Genomic DNA, 18,378 nt, shown 5'->3' with positions numbered 1-18,378 from the left:
CGGCCGCGGAGGGGGGCGTTTCGCATCCGCTGCTTCTCCCCGGCATGACGACGCGCCGGCCGCTTCCGCGCGGCCTGACGCCGGCTCATGCCTCAAGCGTGCCCGCCCGAAGAGGCTCGTCCATGCAATCTCTCCTGCTCGGCGTTGACCGGCTGAACGCCTTTGTCGGCAAGACCTTCGCCTGGTGCATCGTCGTCCTGATGCTGGCCATCACCTATGAGGTGTTCTGCCGCTATGTCCTGCGCGATCCGACCACCTGGGCCTATGATGTCAGCCTGATGCTCTATGGCGCCCTGTTCATGATGGCAGGCGCCTACACGCTCTCGCGCAACGGCCATGTGCGCGGCGACTTCATGTACCGCAAATGGTCGCCGCGGACGCAGGCCAAGAGCGACCTGGTGCTGTTCTTCCTGTTCTACTTCCCCGGCATTCTGGCGCTGATCTATGCCGGCTGGAACTACTTCCAGCTCTCCTACATGCTCAATGAGCACTCCTCCTTCAGCCCCGACGGACCGGTGATCTGGCCGTTCAAGGCGCTGATCCCCATCACCGGCGTGCTGCTCCTGCTGCAAGGCGTCGTCGAGGTGGTGCGCTGCCTCATCTGCATCCGTGAGGGCGACTGGCCCCAACGCCTCCACGACGTCGAGGAGATGGAGAAGATCATCCTCGAAGAAGCCGCCACAAAGGACGATCCCGAAGCCGTCCTCAACGCCATCGAACGTGAATCCACCACGCGGGGATCGCTGTGATGTTTCTTTCCGACCCCGCCCTCGGCATCCTGATGCTGGTGCTGTTCCTGATCTTCCTGATGCTCGGCTTTCCCATCGCCTTCACGCTGATGGCGCTGGGCGTGGGCTTTGGCTACTTCACGCAAGGGGACAGCATCTTCAACCTGTTCGTCCAGCGCACCTATTCGGTGATGGCGAATGACGTCCTGATCTCCATCCCGCTCTTCCTGTTCATGGGCTATGTGATCGAGCGAGCGAACATCCTCGACCGGCTGTTCCGTTCCATCCAGCTCGCCGCCGGCTGGATCCCCGGTTCGCTGGCGGTGGCCACGCTCATCACCTGCGCGCTGTTTGCCACCGCCACCGGCATCGTCGGTGCGGTTGTGACGCTGATGGGCTTGCTCGCCTTCCCGGCCATGCTGCGCGCCGGCTACGACACCAAACTCGCCTCGGGAGTCGTCTGCGCCGGTGGCTGCCTCGGCATCCTCATCCCGCCCAGCGTCATGCTGATCCTCTACGGCGCCACCGCCGGCGTCTCGGTGGTGAAGCTCTATGCCGCCGCCTTTTTCCCCGGCATCGCGCTCGCCGGCATGTACATCGCCTATGTCATCATCCGCGCGATGATCAACCCGTCGCTGGCACCGAAGCTGCCGGCGGAGGAACGCAACATTCCGGCCCTGACCATCATCTGGGCGCTGCTCACCTCCTTCGTGCCGCTGGTCGCCCTCATCGTCACGGTGCTCGGCTGCATCATTCTCGGCCTCGCCACGCCGTCGGAAGCGGCCGCCATCGGTGCCTTCGGCGCGGTGCTGCTGGCGCTGGCCTACCGCACCTTCAGCTTCACCAAGCTGAAGGATTCGGTGTTCCTCACCGCCCGCGCCTCGGCCATGGTGTGCTGGCTGTTCGTCGGCTCGGCGGTGTTCTCGGCGGTGTTCGCGCTGCTGGGAGGCCAGAGGCTGGTCGAGGAATTCATCATGAGCCTCGATCTCGGCCCGATTGGCTTCCTGCTGCTGACCCAGGCGATCATCTTCGTGCTGGGCTGGCCGCTGGAATGGACGGAGATCATCGTGATCTTCCTGCCGATCTTCCTGCCGCTGCTCGACCATTTCGGCATCGACCCGATCTTCTTCGGGGTGCTGGTGGCGCTGAACCTGCAGACCTCGTTCCTGTCGCCACCCGTCGCCATGGCGCCGTTCTATCTGAAGGGCGTGGCGCCGAAGGGAGTGACGATCGAGCAGATCTTCTCGGGCGTCATGCCCTTCATCTACATCGTCGTCTTCGCCATGGTGCTGCTCTACATGTTCCCCGGCTTCGCCCTGTGGCTGCCGAACTACCTGTATGGCGGCTGAGAGCCCACAGCCTCACGCAAAACGGGCCCCGCGGGGCCCGTTTTCATGTCTGGAGCACGGCTCAGGCCGACAGCGCCTTCGGGTCGCCCGGCGCGGTCTTCCAACCGAGCGCGGGAAAGCGCACCACGCGCCGCCCCCGGAAATCCGCCTCGCAGACGAGGTGGCCACGCTCTTCCATATAGGTGAGCAGCCAGCGCCCGCGCGAGGGCGAGCGGCTGCCATAGGCCCTGGCCAGCACCTCATCCGCTGGCGAGGGCGCGCCCTCCATCCCGGCGCGGGCGAGCAGCAGGAACACGCCCTGCATCTCCTCCGGCAGGCCGGAAGCCTGCTCCACCGCCCGGCGCCATTCCTCAGTGTCGACCCGCCCGTCGAGCCCGGCGCGGGCGATGGCGAGGCGGCGGGTGAAGTCGGCGAGATCCGGCACCTTGGAACCCACGCGCCGCACCCGGCAATGAACGAGGAAATCCGGGTAGAGCGAGGCCGCCGAGCGGAACGGCGCATCGCCATCGGCAACGAACTGGCGCACGATCTCCGCGACCAGCGCCTCGCGCTCGGCCTCGAAGGCAGCGGCGGCTTCCGGATCGACCGGCACCGGCTCAGGCGCCCGCGCCTCTTCCAACGTCTCGATGATGTCCTCGACGGGGCGCGCCTCGACGCGCCGCACCGGGGCGGGCATCGGCTCCGCGGCAAGATCGTCGAAGATCAGATCCTGGATCTGCGCCGAGCCCAGCTCCGGCGGCGGCATCAGTTCGGGACGGCCGTTACGGCTCGCGGTCTCGACATAACCGATCTTGAGCGCCAGCGGCCGGCGCGACAGGGCCGGGCCGAGCGCCACAAAGGAACCGGTATTGAGATCGCGGAAGCTCTCCGCCTGCCGCTTCTCCATGCCCAGCAGATCCGCCGCGCGGGCCATGTCGATGTCGAGGAAGGTGCGGCCCATCAGGAAGTTCGAAGCTTCCGCCGCCACGTTCTTCGCGAGCTTGGCGAGGCGCTGCGTGGCGATGACGCCGGCGAGACCGCGCTTGCGGCCACGGCACATCAGATTGGTCATGGCCGACAGCGAAACGCGCCGCGCCTCGTCGGAAATCTCACCGGCACCTGAGGGGGCGAAAAGCTGCGCCTCGTCCACCACCACCAGCATCGGGTACCAATATTCCCGCTCGGCCTCGAACAGCCCGTTGAGGAAAGCGGCGGCCGAGCGCATCTGCGCGTCAGCATCCAACCCTTCGAGGTTGAACACCACGGACGCCCTGTGCCGGCGGATGCGGGCGGCGATGCGCTGAATCTCGCCCTGCGTGCGCTCGGCATCGATGACCACATGGCCGAAGCGGTCGGCGAGGCTGACGAAATCGCCTTCCGGGTCGATAATCGCCTGCTGCACATGGCCGGCGCTCTGTTCCAGCAGGCGACGCAGCAAATGCGACTTGCCCGAGCCCGAATTCCCCTGCACCAGCAGGCGGGTGGACAGAAGCTCCTCCAGATCGAGCCGTACCGGCTGGCCGGCGGTGCTGCTTCCGAGCTCGATACCGATCTTCATCTGCGACTGTCGAATCCTGTCAGTGGCACGCCGAGGGCTGCACGGCTGAGCCTGCGGAGGTTTAGCACGCGCGCGCGGGAAGGCGCCCGCCGACGCCGGAGAAGTCCACAGATTCGGCCCGCCCCGGCAAGACCCCCGACTTGGATCAGGGCTCGGCTCAGCCGGCCTCGACAACGCGGCAAGGGGCGTTCATGCTCACCCGATGGCATCGGTTCCGCTCTTCACCATCGGCTACGAACAGGTCTCCTCCGCCGCCGTGCTCGACACGCTGGCGGGCGCGGGGGTCGACCTTCTGGTGGATGTGCGAGCGGTCGCCGCCTCGCGCCGTGCCGGCTTCTCGAAAAGCCATCTCGCCGCCGGCGTCTCCGAACGCGGCATCGGCTATCTGCACCTGCGCGGGCTCGGCACCCCGGCCGAGGGCCGGCAGGCGGCGCGCAGTGGCCATTATGGCGAGCTGCGTCGCATCTACGACGCCCACCTCGCCACGCCGACGGCGCAGGAGCAGCTCGACGAGCTGACCGAACTGGTGCGCGCCGGACGCCGGGTCTGCGTCCTCTGTTTCGAGCGGCACCCCGAGCATTGCCACCGCCAGATGGTGGCGGACCTTGTGTGCGAGCGCGTCGGCGCGCCCATCGAACATCTGTTCGCCCCGCCGGTGTGAGCCCGCGCTCGGCCATCCCCTCCTCAAACCCCTATAAAAGCGCGGTTTGGACCGAATCAGCGGACGCGATTCAATTCAAGATTGATTGAATACAACCATCCGCAGATGCTCGGATGAGCTGCATTTCGCACAATTCCTCAGCCGATGAGCGCGCCGATGACCGGTTCGCCTGCGCCGACGCGTACCCGCGCGGCTGCGGGCCAGATCCCGGCTATGCGCCACCCGGCCATGCGCCACGCCGCATGGGCCGCGACGCTGCCGCTCGCCCTCGGTCTCGCGCCCCTGGCGGCGGCAGAGCCGCTCACTGACAGCTTCAAGCGACGGCTCTACTTCTATGCGGGCAGCGACATGGCCCGCGACACCTCCTATGGCTGGGCGGGCGTCGCCTGGGCACCTTTCGCCCGCATGGACGAGGAGGGCCTGCGCCTGCGTTTTCAGGGCGGCGGCGGGCGCTACCGCTATGAAACCGCCGACGTCGCCGGCGGCTGGAACGGCGTGAGCAAGACCGAGGCCGAGGGGCTTATCGGCTGGCAGACGCTGCGCGGCCCGCACGCTCTGGCGCTCTATGCGGGCGTTGCCATGATCGACAACCAGCTCGACATGCCCGATCCCGCCAATCAGGACCAGGGCACGCGCTATGGCGCCAAGCTGGTTGCCGAGTGGTTCTATCGCTGGGATGAGCGCCGCACGCTGTCCGCCGCAATCAGCGCCACCACCGCCGACAGCGCCGCCACTGCGCGGTTCGCCGCCGGCTGGCGGATGCTCGACTGGCTGGAACTCGGTGTCGAAACCGCCGCCACCTCGGACTGGCCGGACCGCGACGTCCGCCTGGGCGGCTTTCTCGTCGTGCCCGTCAAGGGGCAGGAGCTGCGCGCCGCCGGCGGTTGGCGCTGGAGCTCGGACGAGACGGATGGCGCCTATCTCACCCTGTCGGTCTACATGCCCTATTGAGGATCAGGCATCCTCCGCCTTCATGCCCTCAAGGGCCGCGGCGGCATCGACATCGGCGTTGGTCGCGATCTCATGGATCGCCAGTGCTTCCAGTTCCTCGCGGGTGTCGATATCGAGAAAGGCGCCCTCGCCCTCCACCGTCACCTCGACCACCGCCTCGGCATTGGCAGCGATGAGATGGCGCGCCCCGACATCGCCCGTTAGCGCCATGAGGTCGGCGAACAGCGCCCGCGACCAGGCGACGGGATTGCCGCGCCGACCCTCGCTGACCGGCACGGCGACCAGCCGCCCCTCGGCGAGATTGATCGCACCCGCGAGCCGGTCCACCAGCCCGGCCTCGACCTTCGGCATGTCGCCGAGCAGCACCACGGCACGATCCACCTCCGGCGGCAGGGCGCCAATGCCGGCCCGCAGCGAGGTAGATAGACCCTCGGCATAGGCCAAGTTATGAACGAAGGAGACATCGAGCCCCGCCAGCGCCGCGCGCACTTTCTCAGCCTCATGGCCGGTCACGACGATCACCGGCCGGGCGCGCGACGCAAGCGCCGCCTGCACCGCACGCCGCAGCAAAGGCGCACCGCCGAGATCGGCGGTGAGCTTGTGGGCATGCGGCATCCGCGTGCCGCGCCCTGCCGCCAACACGATTGCGCCGGCGAGGCCGGTCGACGCCACGCTCTCGCGCGGCTGCGGCCGCGAGGGAATTTCCATCAGCAAGCCCCCCACGCCCATGCCGGTAATGTCGTCCCGCGTGACCGGCAGCCCCGCCACCAGGCGCCGCAGCACCCAGTCGAAGCCGTTCTCCTTCGGGCTCCGCGCGCAACCGGGCGCGCCGAGCACCGGCACGGAGCCAAGCCGGGCGACCAGCAGGAGATTGCCGGGATCCACCGGCATGCCGAAATGCTCAACCAGGCCGCCCGCCGCCTCGATGGCGGCCGGGATCGCGTCGCGCCGATCGGCGATCGCCGAGGCGCCGAACACGATGATGAGCTCCGCACCCGCCTGCCGCACCTCGGTGATGGCCGCTGCCAGCGCCGCCTCGTCATGCGGCACGCGGCGCTCAAAGGCGATACCGGCCCCCATCGCCGCCAGCCGCGCGCCGGTCACGCGCAACGTCTTGGCGATCACCTTCTCCGGCAGGCCCGGCAGCACAGTGGAAATCACCGCAACGCGCCGCAGCCGATGGGGCGCGACCTCGATCAGCCGGCCGCACACCGCCCGCGCCGCCGCCATGGCGTTAGCGGACACCGCGAAGGGGATGATCTTCACCGTGCCGATCATCTGCCCGGCCTCGACAGCAGCGAAGGCCGGCAGCGTCGCCAGCGTCACCGCCTCGTCAATGCGGTTGAGCGCGTCGATCCCCGCACGGTCGACAACCAGAACGCCCGCTTGCGCCGCACGGATATTGGCGCGGCCGGTGAACGCGGCGTCGACAGTGGCATAGTCGCCGCTCACCGCCGCGGCGATCTCAGCCGCGGCATCATCCTCGCTGACATCGCCGGGCTCCAGCCGGACCGCGACGATCTCGGCAATGCCGGCCTGCGCCAGGGCGGCGAGCGCGGCCGCATCGATCCGCGCACCCTTGCGCAACTCCGCGCCGGGTACGCGCAGCGCGTGGACATTGATGGCGCCCTCCGCCTCGGCGAGCGGCAGGCGGGCGAACCTCACGCCGCCCTCTCCCGGCGCAGCGGCTTGCGACGCAGATCGGCGATGATCTCACCGAGAATGGAGACCGCGATCTCCGCCGGGCTCACCGAGCCGATATCGAGACCGATGGGCGCATGGATGCGGGCAAGCTGCTCGCGCGCGACGCCGCGTTCGGCGAGCCGTTCCAGCCGCGCCGCATGGGTCTTCCGCGAGCCGAGCGCGCCAACATAGAAGCAACCCGCGTTGAGCCCCGCCGCGAGTGCCGGATCGTCGATCTTCGGATCATGGGTCAGCGCCACCAGCGCGGTGAAGGGGTCGAGCCCCAGCTCGGGGAGCGCCACATCCGGCCATTCGGCGCGGATGTCGACACCGGGGAAGCGGTCTTCCGTCGCAAAGGCGGTGCGCGGGTCGATGATGGTGACGCTGAAGTCCGCCATCGCCGCCATGGGGGCGAGGGCCTGCGAGATATGCACCGCACCGGTGATAATAAGCCGCGGCGAGGGCACCTGCGCGGTGAGGAACACCCGCTCATTGCCGGACTCTATCAGCGCGCTCTTGCCGGTGCGAAACGCCTCACCGAGAGCCTCCGCCAGCGGATCCCCGTCCACCTCGGCCGGCCGAACGAGACGCTGGCGCCCGGAACCGAGTTCGGTGACGAGCACCGTCGCCCGGCGCGCTGTGCGCTCGGCATTGAGCATTTCCAGAAGGGCGAGATCCATCAGGCGACCTTCTCGACATAGACGCTGATCCGCCCGCCGCAGGAGAGCCCAACCTGCCAGGCCGTCTCGTCGGCGACGCCGAACTCCAGCAGGCGCGGGCGGCCATCCTCGATCACCTCGGCCGCTTCCGCGACCACCGCCCCCTCGACACAGCCGCCTGAGACCGAGCCGAGAAAACGTCCGCCCTCATCGATCACCAGATGGCTGCCGACCGGGCGCGGCGCCGAGCCCCAGGTCTGCACAACCGTGGCGAGTGCCACGCCATGGCCTTCCCGGCGCCAGCGAGCGGCGGCCTCCAGAACATCTTCCTCACGCGCGAACATGATCCCTCGCCTTTCGCGACGATTGCGGACGCAGTGCAGCATGGGCGCGCTTGCCGATAAAGCTGGAAACGATCACAAAGCCGCGCATGAGCGCTTCCTCCCCTCCTGCCGCTACGGCATCTGTGGCCGCCATGCCGCGCACGCTGCGCCGGCCGGCCGACCTCGCCGCTGCGGGCCTGCTCCCGGCCGATCACGGCCTCGACGCCCTCGCCGCGCGCTATGCCGTGGCAGTGACGCCGGCCTTGATCGCCCGGATCGACCGCGACGACCCCGCGGACCCTGTTGCCCGCCAATTCGTGCCCGACGCACGCGAACTGGACACGAGGGCCGAGGAACTGACCGATCCGATCGGCGATGAGGCGCATAGCCCGGTGCCGGGTATCGTCCACCGCTATCCCGACCGTGTGCTGCTGAAGCTTGTCGGCGTCTGCGCGGTCTATTGCCGCTTCTGCTTCCGCCGAGAAATGGTCGGACCGGGCGCCGAAACCAGCCTGTCCGAAGACGCACTGGAGACCGCCCTCACCTACATCGCCGGCCGTCCGGATATCTGGGAGGTCGTGCTCACCGGTGGCGACCCGCTGGTCGCCGCGCCGCGTCGCCTTGCTGATCTGATGGCGCGGCTCGCCGCAATCGACCATGTGAAGATCGTGCGCTTCCACACCCGCGTGCCGGTCGCGGCACCCGAGCGCGTGACGGGGACGCTGGTTGAGGCGCTGCGCCATCCCGGCCTCGCGACCTATGTCGCCGTTCACGCCAACCATGCGCGCGAACTCGGGGCCCCGGCCCGCGCTGCCATCGCCCGCCTCGCCGATGCCGGCATCGCGCTAGTCAGCCAGTCCGTGCTGCTCCGGGACGTGAATGACGACGCGGACACGCTCGCCGCGCTGTTTCGCGCCCTCGTCGAATGTCGGGTGAAGCCCTATTACCTGCACCATCCCGATCTCGCGCCGGGCACCGCGCATTTCCGCCTGCCGATCGCGCGCGGGCAGGAACTGATGCGCGCCCTGCGCGGACGGCTCTCCGGTCTCGCCCTGCCCACCTATGTGCTCGACATACCCGGCGGCTACGGCAAGGTGCCGATTGGGCCGGACTATCTCGAGCCGACGCCGGAGGGCTGGCGCGTCACCGATTATTGCGGCGGCGTCCATGCCTATGAGGCGGCGGACGGGGAGGCCCCGCGATGAGCCGGCCGGAGCGCGTGGATGTCGCGGTCATCGGCGCCGGCGCGGCGGGGATGATGTGCGCCTGGGAGGTGGCCAAGCGCGGGCGCCGCGTCGTGGTGATCGACCATGCCCGCGCGCCGGGCGAGAAGATCCGCATTTCCGGCGGCGGGCGCTGCAACTTCACCAATCGCGGCGCCACGCCGAAGAACTACCTCTCGGCCAACCCTTCCTTCGCCATTTCGGCGCTGAAACGCTACACGCCGGAGGACTTCATCCGGCTGGTGGACCGGCACGGCATCGCCTGGCACGAGAAGACGCTCGGCCAATTGTTCTGCGACGGCTCGGCGCGGCAGATCGTCGACATGCTCACCGACGGGCTGCGCGAGTCCGGGGCGGCGCTGCGGCTCTCGACCACGGTCAGCGCGGTGGCGCGCGACGGCGACGGCTACAGCCTCGCGACCAGCGAGGGGCCGCTCGCCTGCCGCTCGCTGGTCATCGCCTCGGGCGGCAAGTCGATCCCGAAGATGGGTGCCACCGGCTTCGGCTATGAGATCGCCACGCAGTTCGGCCTGCGCCTTGTGCCGACGCGGCCGGGGTTGGTGCCGCTCACCCTCGACCCGGGCCTGCTGGAAACCATCGCCCCCCTCTCGGGCGTGGCCGTAGAGGGGCGCGCCCGGCACGGCAAGACGGCGTTCGACGAAGCCGTGCTGTTCACCCATCGCGGGCTATCAGGTCCAGCCATCCTGCAGATCTCGTCCTATTGGCGCGAGAGCGAGGAGATCGAACTGGCGCTCGCACCCCGCACCGATGTCTTCGCCCGGCTGCGGCAAGCGCGGAGCGTGAACGGTCGGCAGGCGCCCGCGACAGCCCTCGCCGAGATCCTGCCGAAACGGCTCGCTCAGACCATTGCCGAGCGCGAGGCGGGCACGGGCAACCTCGCCGACCTCTCCGACAAGGTGCTGCGCCGGATCGACACCGCCGTGAATGGCTGGCGCTTCAAGCCGACGGGATCGGAGGGCTACCGCACAGCCGAGGTGACGCTTGGCGGCGTCGACACGGCCGACCTCGATTCCCGCACGCTCGAGGCGCGCAACGTGCCGGGCCTTTATTTCATCGGCGAGGTGGTGGACGTTACCGGCTGGCTCGGCGGCTACAACTTCCAGTGGGCCTGGGCCTCCGGCTGGGTCGCCGGCCAGACCGCCTGATCCTCAGAGTCGGCGGAATTCGCGCCCGAGATAAACGAGGCTCTCCCGCGCCGGGCCGAGCGTGACATGCTCGACACGGCCGACAAGCACGTCATGCGTCGCCACGGTGCGCGCCTCGACCAGCCGACACTCGAAGACGGCGAGCGCGCCGACCAGGCAGGGAAGCCCGAGCGCGCCCTCCTGCCAGTGCCCGACGCCAAAGCGCTGCTCACCCGAAAGCCCGCCCCGCCCGCCAAAACTCTGCGCCACCGTCTCCTGCGCGCCGGTCAGCATGTTCACCGCGAAACGCCCGGCATGGTGAAAGGCCGGGGCCGACAGGCTACGCCGGTTGAGGCAGACCAGCAGCGTCGGCGGGGTGTCGGAGATAGAGGCGACCGCCGTGGCGGTGAAGCCGGCCCGCCCCTCCGGCCCCCGCGTGGTGACGACATGGACGGCCGCCGCCAGCCGGCTCATCGCCTCACGAAACAGGCCCGCATCGACGGCGTGACCGTCCGTGGGCGTAGACCGGCTGGTGTCGTCCACAGGGCTCTCCAGTGCGGCCATCGCCGCCAAGTTGTGCATAAGACGCCATGGCTACGGGCGGAAGCCACGTCCAAGGGCGCGGATGGGACGTAAACATGACCGAAAAATGAAGACCCCGACGAAAGGAGGGGCTTTGTTGCAATTACGACAAAACCTTGAAACGCAAGGAAAATCGGTAAAAATGGTGTCAAGGCACCGTTACATCACGCGTTTCGATCGATTGCATTTCGTCTTTCGATCGAATTGTATCTGAGAGCGACGCGCGCTAAGAGTGAAGACCCGCATACGTTGCGGGCAAGATTATAAATTATGCACACCGGATGCGTGCGGCTTTCGCCATCGGCTGAGGGGAGCCGGAAAACAAAATGGAAGTCTTCATTCAGCAGCTCATCAACGGGCTGACGCTGGGCTCGATCTATGGGCTCATCGCCATTGGCTACACGATGGTCTTTGGCATCATCGGCATGGTGAACTTCGCCCATGGCGACGTGTTCATGGTGTCCACCTTCATCGCCCTGGTCTGCTTCCTGCTGCTCACCACGGTGCTGGGCATCACCTCGATCTTCCTGGCGCTGGCCATCGTGCTGGTGGTGGCGATGTTCTTCACATCACTGACCAACTGGGCGATCGAGCGCGTGGCCTACCGGCCCTTGCGCGGCTCGTTCCGCCTCGCGCCGATGATCTCGGCCATCGGCATGTCGATCTTCCTCGCCAATTTCGTCCAGGTCTCCCAGGGCCCGCGCAACAAGCCGGTGCCGCCGATGGTGACCGACGTGATCGTGCTGATGGACTCCGGCAACTACCAGGTCACGCTGGCGTGGAAGCAGGTCATCATCATGGCGGTGACTGCGCTGCTGCTGATGGGCTTCTGGTATCTCGTGCAGAAGACCTCGCTCGGCCGCGCCCAGCGCGCCGTGGAGCAGGACCGCAAGATGGCGGCGCTGCTCGGCATCAATGTCGACCACACCATCTCGCTGACCTTCGTCATCGGCGCCGCGCTCGCCGCCGTCGCGGGCGTCATGTACATGATGTATTACGGCGTCGCGCATTTCGCCGACGGCTTCGTGCCGGGCGTCAAGGCGTTCACCGCCGCGGTTCTGGGCGGCATCGGCTCGCTGCCGGGGGCCGTCCTTGGCGGGCTGCTGATCGGCCTGATCGAGGTGTTCTGGTCGGCCTATTTCTCCATCGAGTACAAGGACGTCGCCGCCTTCTCGATCCTTGCCATCACCCTCATCTTCATGCCGCAGGGCCTGCTCGGCCGTCCGGAAGTCGAGAAGGTCTGAGGTAGGCCGCCATGGCAGTCCAGCTTGCCGACACCGCGCCCGCCCCGGCGCAGACCTCCGTGATGGCTCACGCCCTCAAGGATGCCTTCATCACTGGCCTTATCGCCACTGGCCTCTTCGGTCCCCTGATCGGCTTCCAGACGATCATCATCGACGGGGCGCTCGGCCTCGCCTACCGGCCGATGACGCTGGCCGTCATGGTGGGCATCATCTTCGTCGGCCGCCTGATCCTCAACCTGACGATCTGGTCGCCCAACCGCCCGCCCCGGACCAAGACCGGCCCGACCGTGTTCGACCGCATGGGCACGACCGTCGGCCCGGCGGTGAAGCCCGCGCTGCTCGGGCTGGCGATTTTCTTCCCGTTCATCGCCGCCGCCTCAATGGGCGGCCTGAGCGAGAGCCGCTACCTCATCGACCTCGGCATCCTCATCCTCACCTATGTGATGCTGGGCTGGGGCCTGAATATCGTCGTCGGCCTCGCCGGCCTGCTCGATCTCGGTTACGTCGCCTTTTACGCGGTGGGTGCCTATACCTACGCGCTGCTGGCGACCTCGGCGCCGATCAATGACTTCTTCGCGGGCCTGTTCGGCGAAACCTTCTGGGCGAGCTGGGCCTTCTGGATCTGCCTGCCCATGGCCGGCATTTTCGCCGGCGTCTGGGGCATGATCCTCGGTTTTCCGGTACTGCGCCTGCGCGGCGACTACCTCGCCATCGTGACGCTGGCCTTCGGCGAGATCATCCGCCTCGTGCTCATCAACTGGGTGGACTTCACCGGCGGCGGCGCGGGTATCGCCTCGATCCCGCGCGCCACCTTCTTCGGCATTCCGTTCAATGCCAGCGAAGAGGGCTTTGCGGCGCGCTTCGGGCTCACATTCGACCCGATGCACCGCATCATCTTCCTCTATTTCGTCATTCTGGCGCTTGCTCTGCTCACCGCCTTCGTCACGGTGCGGCTGCGCAAGCTGCCGGTCGGGCGGGCGTGGGAAGCGCTGCGCGAGGATGAGATCGCCTGCCGCTCGCTCGGCATCAACACCACCAATGTGAAGCTCTCAGCCTTCGCCACCGGCGCCATGTTTGGCGGCTTTGCCGGCTGCTTCTTCGCGGTGCGTGCCGGCTTCGTCTCCCCGGAAAGCTTCACCTTCGACATTTCGGCGATGATCCTCGCCATCGTGGTGCTCGGCGGCATGGGCTCGCAGATCGGCGTCGCGGTGGCGGCAGCGGTGATGATGGGCGGCATGGAAATGCTGCGCAATCTCGGCTTCCTGACCCAGATCTTCGGCAATGAGTTCGACCCGAGCCTCTACCGCATGCTGCTGTTCGGCTTCGCCATGGTCGCGATCATGGTCTGGAAGCCCCGCGGTCTCGTCTCCACCCGCGATCCCACCATCTTCCTGAAGGAGCGCAAGGCGGTGTCCGGCGATCTCGTCAAGGAGGGGCACGGCTGATGGCACCCCTCGACAGCGGCATTCCCGTCTGGGAAGCCGATACCATCCTCTCCGTCGAACACTTGTTCATGCGCTTCGGCGGCCTCGTCGCCGTCAACGATCTCAGCTTCAAGGTCGGCCGCGGCCAGATCACCGCGCTGATCGGCCCCAACGGCGCCGGCAAGACCACGGTGTTCAACTGCATCACCGGCTTCTACAAGCCGAGCGAGGGCCGCCTCGTGCTCGGCCACCGCCGGACGCCGACGCCGGAGGAAGTCGCCAAAGTGACGCTGATCGGCGAGCGCTCGCTGGTCGGCGCCGATTCCGCCGTCTTCCTCTTGGAGCGCATGCCCGACTACCGGGTCTCCGGCGAGGCGAAGGTGGCGCGCACCTTCCAGAACATCCGGCTGTTCACCGGCATGACCGTGCTGGAGAACTTGATGGTGGCCCAGCACAACGCGCTGATGGTTGCTTCCGGCTATTCCCTGAAGGGGCTGTTCGGCCTGCCTGGCTGGAACAACGCGCAGCGCGCCGCCACCGAGAAGGCCAAGTACTGGCTCGACAAGGTCGGCCTCACCGAGCGGGCGGACGACCCGGCGGGCGACCTGCCCTATGGCGCCCAGCGCCGGCTGGAGATCGCCCGTGCTATGTGCTCGGAGCCGATCCTGCTGTGCCTCGACGAGCCGGCGGCGGGCCTCAACCCGCGCGAGAGCCTTGAACTCAACAATCTGCTGCGCTCCATCCGCGCCGAACATGGCACCTCGATCCTGCTGATCGAGCATGACATGAGCGTCGTCATGGAGATCTCCGACCACGTGGTCGTGCTCGACTACGGGACCAAGATCTCCGACGGCACGCCCGACGCGGTGAAGAACGATCCGCGTGTCATCGCCGCCTATCTCGGCGTCGACGAGGACGCGGTGGAGGAGGTCGAGGCCGAAATCGGCATCGACGCCGGCGGCCATTCCACGGGAGCCAACTCGTGAGCGACACAGTGACCACCGTGCCCCACAGCGCCGGCGCGCCGCTCGCCCCGAGCGACGCCGAACCCATGCTGGCCGTGCGCGGCGTGAAGACCTTCTACGGGAACATCATGGCGCTGAAAGGCGTCGATGTTGACGTCCACAAGGGCGAGATCGTCACTCTTATCGGCTCCAACGGCGCCGGCAAGTCGACGCTGATGATGACCATCTTCGGCCAGCCGCGCGCCCGTGAGGGCCAGATCGTCTATGAGGGTCGCGACATCACCAAGATGCCGACCCACGAGATCGCGCAGCTGAAGATCGCCCAGTCGCCGGAAGGCCGGCGTATCTTTCCGCGCATGACCGTGTTTGAAAACCTGCAGATGGGCGCTTCGGTCGACGGCTTCGCCCATTTCGAGCAGGATCTCGAGAAGGTCTTCGTGCTGTTCCCGCGCCTCAAGGAGCGCATCAGCCAGCGCGGCGGCACGCTGTCGGGCGGCGAGCAGCAGATGCTTGCCATCGGCCGCGCCCTGATGAGCCGCCCGCGCCTGTTGATGCTCGACGAGCCCTCGCTCGGCCTCGCGCCGCTGATCGTCAAGCAGATCTTCGACGCGATCCGCGAACTGAACCGCACCGAGGGACTCACCGTGTTCCTGGTCGAGCAGAACGCCTTCCACGCGCTGAAGCTCGCCCATCGCGGCTATGTGCTGGTGAACGGCCTCGTCACCATGTCCGGCCCCGGCCGGGAACTGCTGGAGCGCCCGGAAGTGCGGGCGGCCTATCTCGAAGGCGGGAAGCACTGACATGGCCCGGACCAGCGGCACCCTCATCTCCCAGGGCCCGACCACCAGCCTCGCCGTGGTCGTTCCCGCCCTCGTCGTCATCGCCATTCTGGTGGCATCGGTCATCACGCCATCCTCGGTCATCGAGGTGTCACGCGGCGACTTCCTGCTCGTCACCGTGTTCCTCGGCGGCGGCGCGGCCTGGTTCACCGGCCGTTCCATCGCTCGCACCTGGCGGGTGTACCGGCAGGCGGTGATCTATGCGCTGCTGCTCGGCTGCGTGGTGCGCTTCTTCCACTTCGCGTTGTTCGAAGGGACGCTGCTGTCCCTGCACTATTTCCTGACGGATACGGCCTTCCTCGTGGCGCTCGCCACCCTGGGCTTCCGCTCCGAAAGGGCGAGCCAGATGGCGACGCGCTATGGCTGGATCTACCGTCAGTCGGGGCCGTTCGGCTGGCTCGAAGGCGCCTCCCGTGAGGCCCCTGGCGAGCAGGCCTGAGCACCCTTCACCATGTTTCGCTTCCTCATCGACAGGGGTGCGGAAAAGAGCATGATAGCGGCCAGGGGTGACAGTCGCCTGGCCGCACAGGCTGCGAAGACTACCCTTCCAGAATCAGGAGAGAAGTTCATGAAGAAGCTTCTGTTTGCGGGCATTGCGCTCGGCGCCATGGCGGCGCTGGCCGTGCCGGCCTCGGCGCAGGTCAAGGTCGGCGTCGGTGGCCCGATCACCGGCGCGAACGCCACCTTCGGCGCCCAGCTCAAGAACGGTGCCGAGCAGTGGGCGACGGACGTCAACGCTGCCGGCGGTCTCCTCGGCCAGAAGGTCGAGATCATCGTGGGCGACGACGCCTCCAAGCCCGAGCAGGGCGTCTCGGTGGCCAACAAGTTCATCGCCGACGGCGTGAAGTTCGTGATCGGCCACTTCAACTCGGGCGTGTCGATCCCGGCCTCCGAGCAGTATGCCGAAGCCGGCGTGATCGCCATCTCCCCGGCCTCGACCAACCCGAAGCTCACCGAGCGCGGCCTCACCAACGTGTTCCGCACCTGCGGTCGTGACGACCAGCAGGGCGCCGTCGCCGCCGCCTACATCCTTCAGAACCTGAAGGGCAAGAAGATCGCCATCGTCCACGACAAGACCCCCTACGGCAAGGGTCTGGCCGACGAGACCAAGAAGGCGCTCAACGCCGGTGGCGTGACTGAAGTGGTCTATGAAGGCATCAACCCGGGCGAGAAGGACTATTCCGCTCTCGTCTCCAAGCTGAAGGCCGCGAACGTCGACATTCTCTATTACGGCGGTCTGCACACCGAAGCCGGCCTGCTGGTTCGCCAGCTGCGCGACCAGGGCCAGAACACCGTCCTGTTCTCGGGCGACGGCATCACCGACAAGGAGTTCTGGACCATCGCCGGTCCGGGCGCCGCTGGCACCCTCATGACCTTCGGCCCGGATCCGCGCAAGAGCCCGGCCGCCGTCAAGGTCGTCGAGGAGTTCAAGAAGAAGAACATCGACCCCGAGGGTTATGTTCTCTACTCCTACGCTGCCGGCCAGGTGATCCAGCAGGCCGTCGAGGCGACCAAGTCGCTCGATACCAAGAAGGTCGCCGAGTACATCCACTCGGGCGCGGCTTTCAACACGGTGCTCGGCAAGCTGACCTTCGACAAGAAGGGTGACCGCACCAACCTCGACTACGTCGTCTATGTCTGGAAGGACGGCGGCTACACCGAGCTCTGATCGCGCATCGGGCGCCCTAGCGGGCGCCCACTCGCGGCTCACGCCTGATGCATGACCCGCCGGTTCGCGCCGGCGGGTTTTGTTTTGCGACTGAGATAGACGCCCTCCGATAGGTCAACGCACCGGTGGAGTGCCATGCATATCGAAGAAGCGCGCCCCATGGATGCGGAAGCGATGCTAAGGGTGCAGCGGGCAGCCGTGCGCGGAACGGCAGTTGCCTTCTATGATGCCGATGTCATTGAGGCTTGGGCACCCTTGCCGCTGCGGACTGAGGTCATAGAGGCTCTCGCCCTACGCTTGGCGCGCCGCGTCGAAGAGGCAGTGGTGTCCCGGGACCGAAGCGGCAGCATCATCGGCTTCGGCTCGATCGTGCCCGGCAGTCACGAACTGCGAGCCGTCTATGTCGCGCCCGACCATGGCCGCGCCGGAATCGGCGGCGACATCCTGTGCGAGTTGGAAAAGCGGGCGCTGAAGTGCGGCCTTACTGAACTGACCATGGACGCCTCGATAAATGCCGAGGCGTTCTATCTACGTCACGGCTTCATGCGGGAAGGATATGGAGAGCATATCTTGCCGGGAGGACGCGGGATGGCCTGCATCCATATGCGTAAGCGTCTCGTTTAGCCGAAGCGCGACAGTGCCGGGAAAGTCTCCAGCAGCCAGAAGCTCATCGTCGCCATCCAGCCGGAGAGGAAGCCGATGCCGGTGAGCACCAGCAGGCCACCCATCACCTTCTCGACCATGGGCAGATAGCGCCGGGCATGAACGAGCATGCCGAGCGCCGGGCGCGCCATAGCGGCAACCAGCAGGAAGGGCACGCCGAGCCCGGCGGAATAGACCGCCAGCAATCCCGCGCCGCGCGTCAGCGTCTGCTCGCTCGCCGCCACGGCGAGAATCGCCGCCAGCACCGGGCCGATGCAGGGCGTCCAGCCAAAGGCGAAGGCGAGGCCCATCACATAGGCGCCAGCGAGGGTGGAAGGCGCATCGACATGCACGCGGCGCGTGCGCGTCAACCAGCCGAAGCGCAGCACGCCGAGGAAGTGCAGCCCCATCAGCAGGATGGCAACGCCCGCCACAATGCTGAGCTCCTGCGAATACATCCGCAGATAGCCGCCCGCCACTGAGGCGCCGGCCCCCAATGCGACGAAGACGGTGGAGAAGCCCGCCACGAACAAAAGCGCCGCACCGAGCGTGCGGCGCGCGGCCGCGTCGGTCGGCGCCTTGTGGGTGATCTGGTCGAGACTGGTGCCGGCGAGGTAGCACAGATAGGGCGGCACCAAAGGCAGCACGCAGGGCGACACGAAGCTGGCAATGCCCGCGGCAAAGGCCGCCGGGAGGGTGACGTCGGCCATGAACTGCGCAACCTTTACCGGACTGTTGGACCTTCCAATGCACG

General features: G+C 67.2%; 19 protein-coding genes. 13 read left to right on the top strand and 6 right to left on the bottom strand.

Annotated elements, in window-relative coordinates; genetic code table 11:
* Positions 1-122 precede the first annotated feature (122 nt).
* Positions 123-749, top strand: a complete 627-nt coding sequence (locus tag OU996_RS13385) for a TRAP transporter small permease subunit (RefSeq protein ID WP_267582107.1) — start codon at positions 123-125, stop codon at positions 747-749.
* On the top strand, positions 749-2,077 hold the full coding sequence (locus OU996_RS13380) for a TRAP transporter large permease (RefSeq protein ID WP_267582106.1): 1,329 nt from the start codon (positions 749-751) through the stop codon (positions 2,075-2,077). The genes OU996_RS13385 and OU996_RS13380 overlap by 1 nt, the downstream gene beginning before the upstream one ends.
* A 61-nt stretch (positions 2,078-2,138) precedes the next feature.
* Here the strand turns inward: OU996_RS13380 and OU996_RS13375 are convergent, their stop codons facing one another.
* Positions 2,139-3,614, bottom strand: coding sequence for an ATP-binding protein (locus OU996_RS13375; protein ID WP_267582105.1), 1,476 nt, complete (start codon positions 3,612-3,614; stop codon positions 2,139-2,141).
* Positions 3,615-3,816: 202 nt separating this feature from the next.
* Between OU996_RS13375 and OU996_RS13370 the strand changes: the two genes are divergently transcribed.
* Together OU996_RS13370 and bcsS are read left to right on the top strand one after the other, a co-directional pair.
* Positions 3,817-4,275, top strand: coding sequence for a DUF488 family protein (locus OU996_RS13370; RefSeq protein WP_267582104.1), 459 nt, complete (start codon positions 3,817-3,819; stop codon positions 4,273-4,275).
* Positions 4,276-4,431: 156 nt separating this feature from the next.
* Positions 4,432-5,226, top strand: a complete 795-nt coding sequence (bcsS, locus tag OU996_RS13365; protein ID WP_267582103.1) for a cellulose biosynthesis protein BcsS — start codon at positions 4,432-4,434, stop codon at positions 5,224-5,226.
* A 3-nt stretch (positions 5,227-5,229) separates the two neighbouring features.
* Here bcsS and OU996_RS13360 read toward each other — a convergent pair whose 3' ends face one another.
* The 3 genes from OU996_RS13360 to OU996_RS13350 are packed head-to-tail and all read right to left on the bottom strand — an operon-like array spanning position 5,230 to position 7,912.
* Positions 5,230-6,891, bottom strand: a complete 1,662-nt coding sequence (locus tag OU996_RS13360; protein ID WP_267582102.1) for a molybdopterin-binding/glycosyltransferase family 2 protein — start codon at positions 6,889-6,891, stop codon at positions 5,230-5,232.
* On the bottom strand, positions 6,888-7,589 hold the full coding sequence (locus OU996_RS13355) for an XdhC family protein (RefSeq protein ID WP_267582101.1): 702 nt from the start codon (positions 7,587-7,589) through the stop codon (positions 6,888-6,890). The genes OU996_RS13360 and OU996_RS13355 overlap by 4 nt, the downstream gene beginning before the upstream one ends.
* Positions 7,589-7,912, bottom strand: a complete 324-nt coding sequence (locus tag OU996_RS13350) for an XdhC family protein (RefSeq protein WP_267582100.1) — start codon at positions 7,910-7,912, stop codon at positions 7,589-7,591. Before OU996_RS13350 ends, OU996_RS13355 begins: the two co-directional genes overlap by 1 nt.
* 86 nt (positions 7,913-7,998) lie before the next feature.
* On the opposite strand from OU996_RS13350, the gene OU996_RS13345 reads away from it, so the two are divergent.
* Together OU996_RS13345 and OU996_RS13340 are read left to right on the top strand one after the other, a co-directional pair.
* Positions 7,999-9,096, top strand: coding sequence for a lysine-2,3-aminomutase-like protein (locus tag OU996_RS13345; protein ID WP_267582099.1), 1,098 nt, complete (start codon positions 7,999-8,001; stop codon positions 9,094-9,096).
* A complete protein-coding gene (locus OU996_RS13340) occupies positions 9,093-10,280 on the top strand; it encodes an NAD(P)/FAD-dependent oxidoreductase (RefSeq protein ID WP_267582098.1) in 1,188 nt (395 codons plus the stop codon). Before OU996_RS13345 ends, OU996_RS13340 begins: the two co-directional genes overlap by 4 nt.
* Before the next feature lie 3 nt (positions 10,281-10,283).
* Here OU996_RS13340 and OU996_RS13335 read toward each other — a convergent pair whose 3' ends face one another.
* Positions 10,284-10,802, bottom strand: a complete 519-nt coding sequence (locus tag OU996_RS13335) for a flavin reductase (RefSeq protein WP_420712632.1) — start codon at positions 10,800-10,802, stop codon at positions 10,284-10,286.
* Positions 10,803-11,167: 365 nt separating this feature from the next.
* Here OU996_RS13335 and OU996_RS13330 point away from each other — a divergent pair, with 365 nt between their 5' ends.
* The 7 genes from OU996_RS13330 to OU996_RS13300 all read left to right on the top strand — a co-directional run bounded on the left by OU996_RS13330 (position 11,168) and on the right by OU996_RS13300 (position 17,606).
* Positions 11,168-12,085 carry a branched-chain amino acid ABC transporter permease gene (locus OU996_RS13330; RefSeq protein WP_267582097.1) on the top strand — a complete coding sequence of 306 codons (918 nt, stop codon included), beginning with the start codon at positions 11,168-11,170 and terminating at the stop codon, positions 12,083-12,085.
* Between the two features lie 11 nt (positions 12,086-12,096).
* Positions 12,097-13,530, top strand: a complete 1,434-nt coding sequence (gene livM / locus OU996_RS13325) for a high-affinity branched-chain amino acid ABC transporter permease LivM (protein ID WP_267582096.1) — start codon at positions 12,097-12,099, stop codon at positions 13,528-13,530.
* On the top strand, positions 13,530-14,495 hold the full coding sequence (locus OU996_RS13320) for an ABC transporter ATP-binding protein (protein ID WP_267582095.1): 966 nt from the start codon (positions 13,530-13,532) through the stop codon (positions 14,493-14,495). Before livM ends, OU996_RS13320 begins: the two co-directional genes overlap by 1 nt.
* A 65-nt stretch (positions 14,496-14,560) precedes the next feature.
* Positions 14,561-15,274, top strand: a complete 714-nt coding sequence (locus OU996_RS13315) for an ABC transporter ATP-binding protein (RefSeq protein WP_267585712.1) — start codon at positions 14,561-14,563, stop codon at positions 15,272-15,274.
* Positions 15,275-15,377: 103 nt separating this feature from the next.
* Entirely contained in the window at positions 15,378-15,752 is a 375-nt protein-coding gene (locus tag OU996_RS13310) for a DUF6867 family protein (protein WP_267585711.1), read from the top strand.
* A gap of 129 nt (positions 15,753-15,881) precedes the next feature.
* Entirely contained in the window at positions 15,882-16,982 is a 1,101-nt protein-coding gene (locus OU996_RS13305; protein ID WP_267582094.1) for a branched-chain amino acid ABC transporter substrate-binding protein, read from the top strand.
* A gap of 135 nt (positions 16,983-17,117) precedes the next feature.
* A complete protein-coding gene (locus tag OU996_RS13300; protein ID WP_267582093.1) occupies positions 17,118-17,606 on the top strand; it encodes a GNAT family N-acetyltransferase in 489 nt (162 codons plus the stop codon).
* Here the strand turns inward: OU996_RS13300 and OU996_RS13295 are convergent.
* The gene (locus OU996_RS13295; protein WP_267582092.1) at positions 17,603-18,334 is read right to left on the bottom strand and encodes a cytochrome c biogenesis CcdA family protein; all 732 of its coding nucleotides are present in this window, start codon (positions 18,332-18,334) and stop codon (positions 17,603-17,605) included. The two genes, OU996_RS13300 and OU996_RS13295, sit on opposite strands and share 4 nt — an antisense overlap.
* Between the last annotated feature and the right edge of the window lie 44 nt (positions 18,335-18,378).

The sequence above is a fragment of the Ancylobacter sp. SL191 genome (assembly GCF_026625645.1).
Taxonomy (GTDB): domain Bacteria; phylum Pseudomonadota; class Alphaproteobacteria; order Rhizobiales; family Xanthobacteraceae; genus Ancylobacter.
The sequence above is the reverse complement of the archived record's forward strand: the minus strand, read 5'-3'. Positions and strand labels throughout refer to the sequence as shown.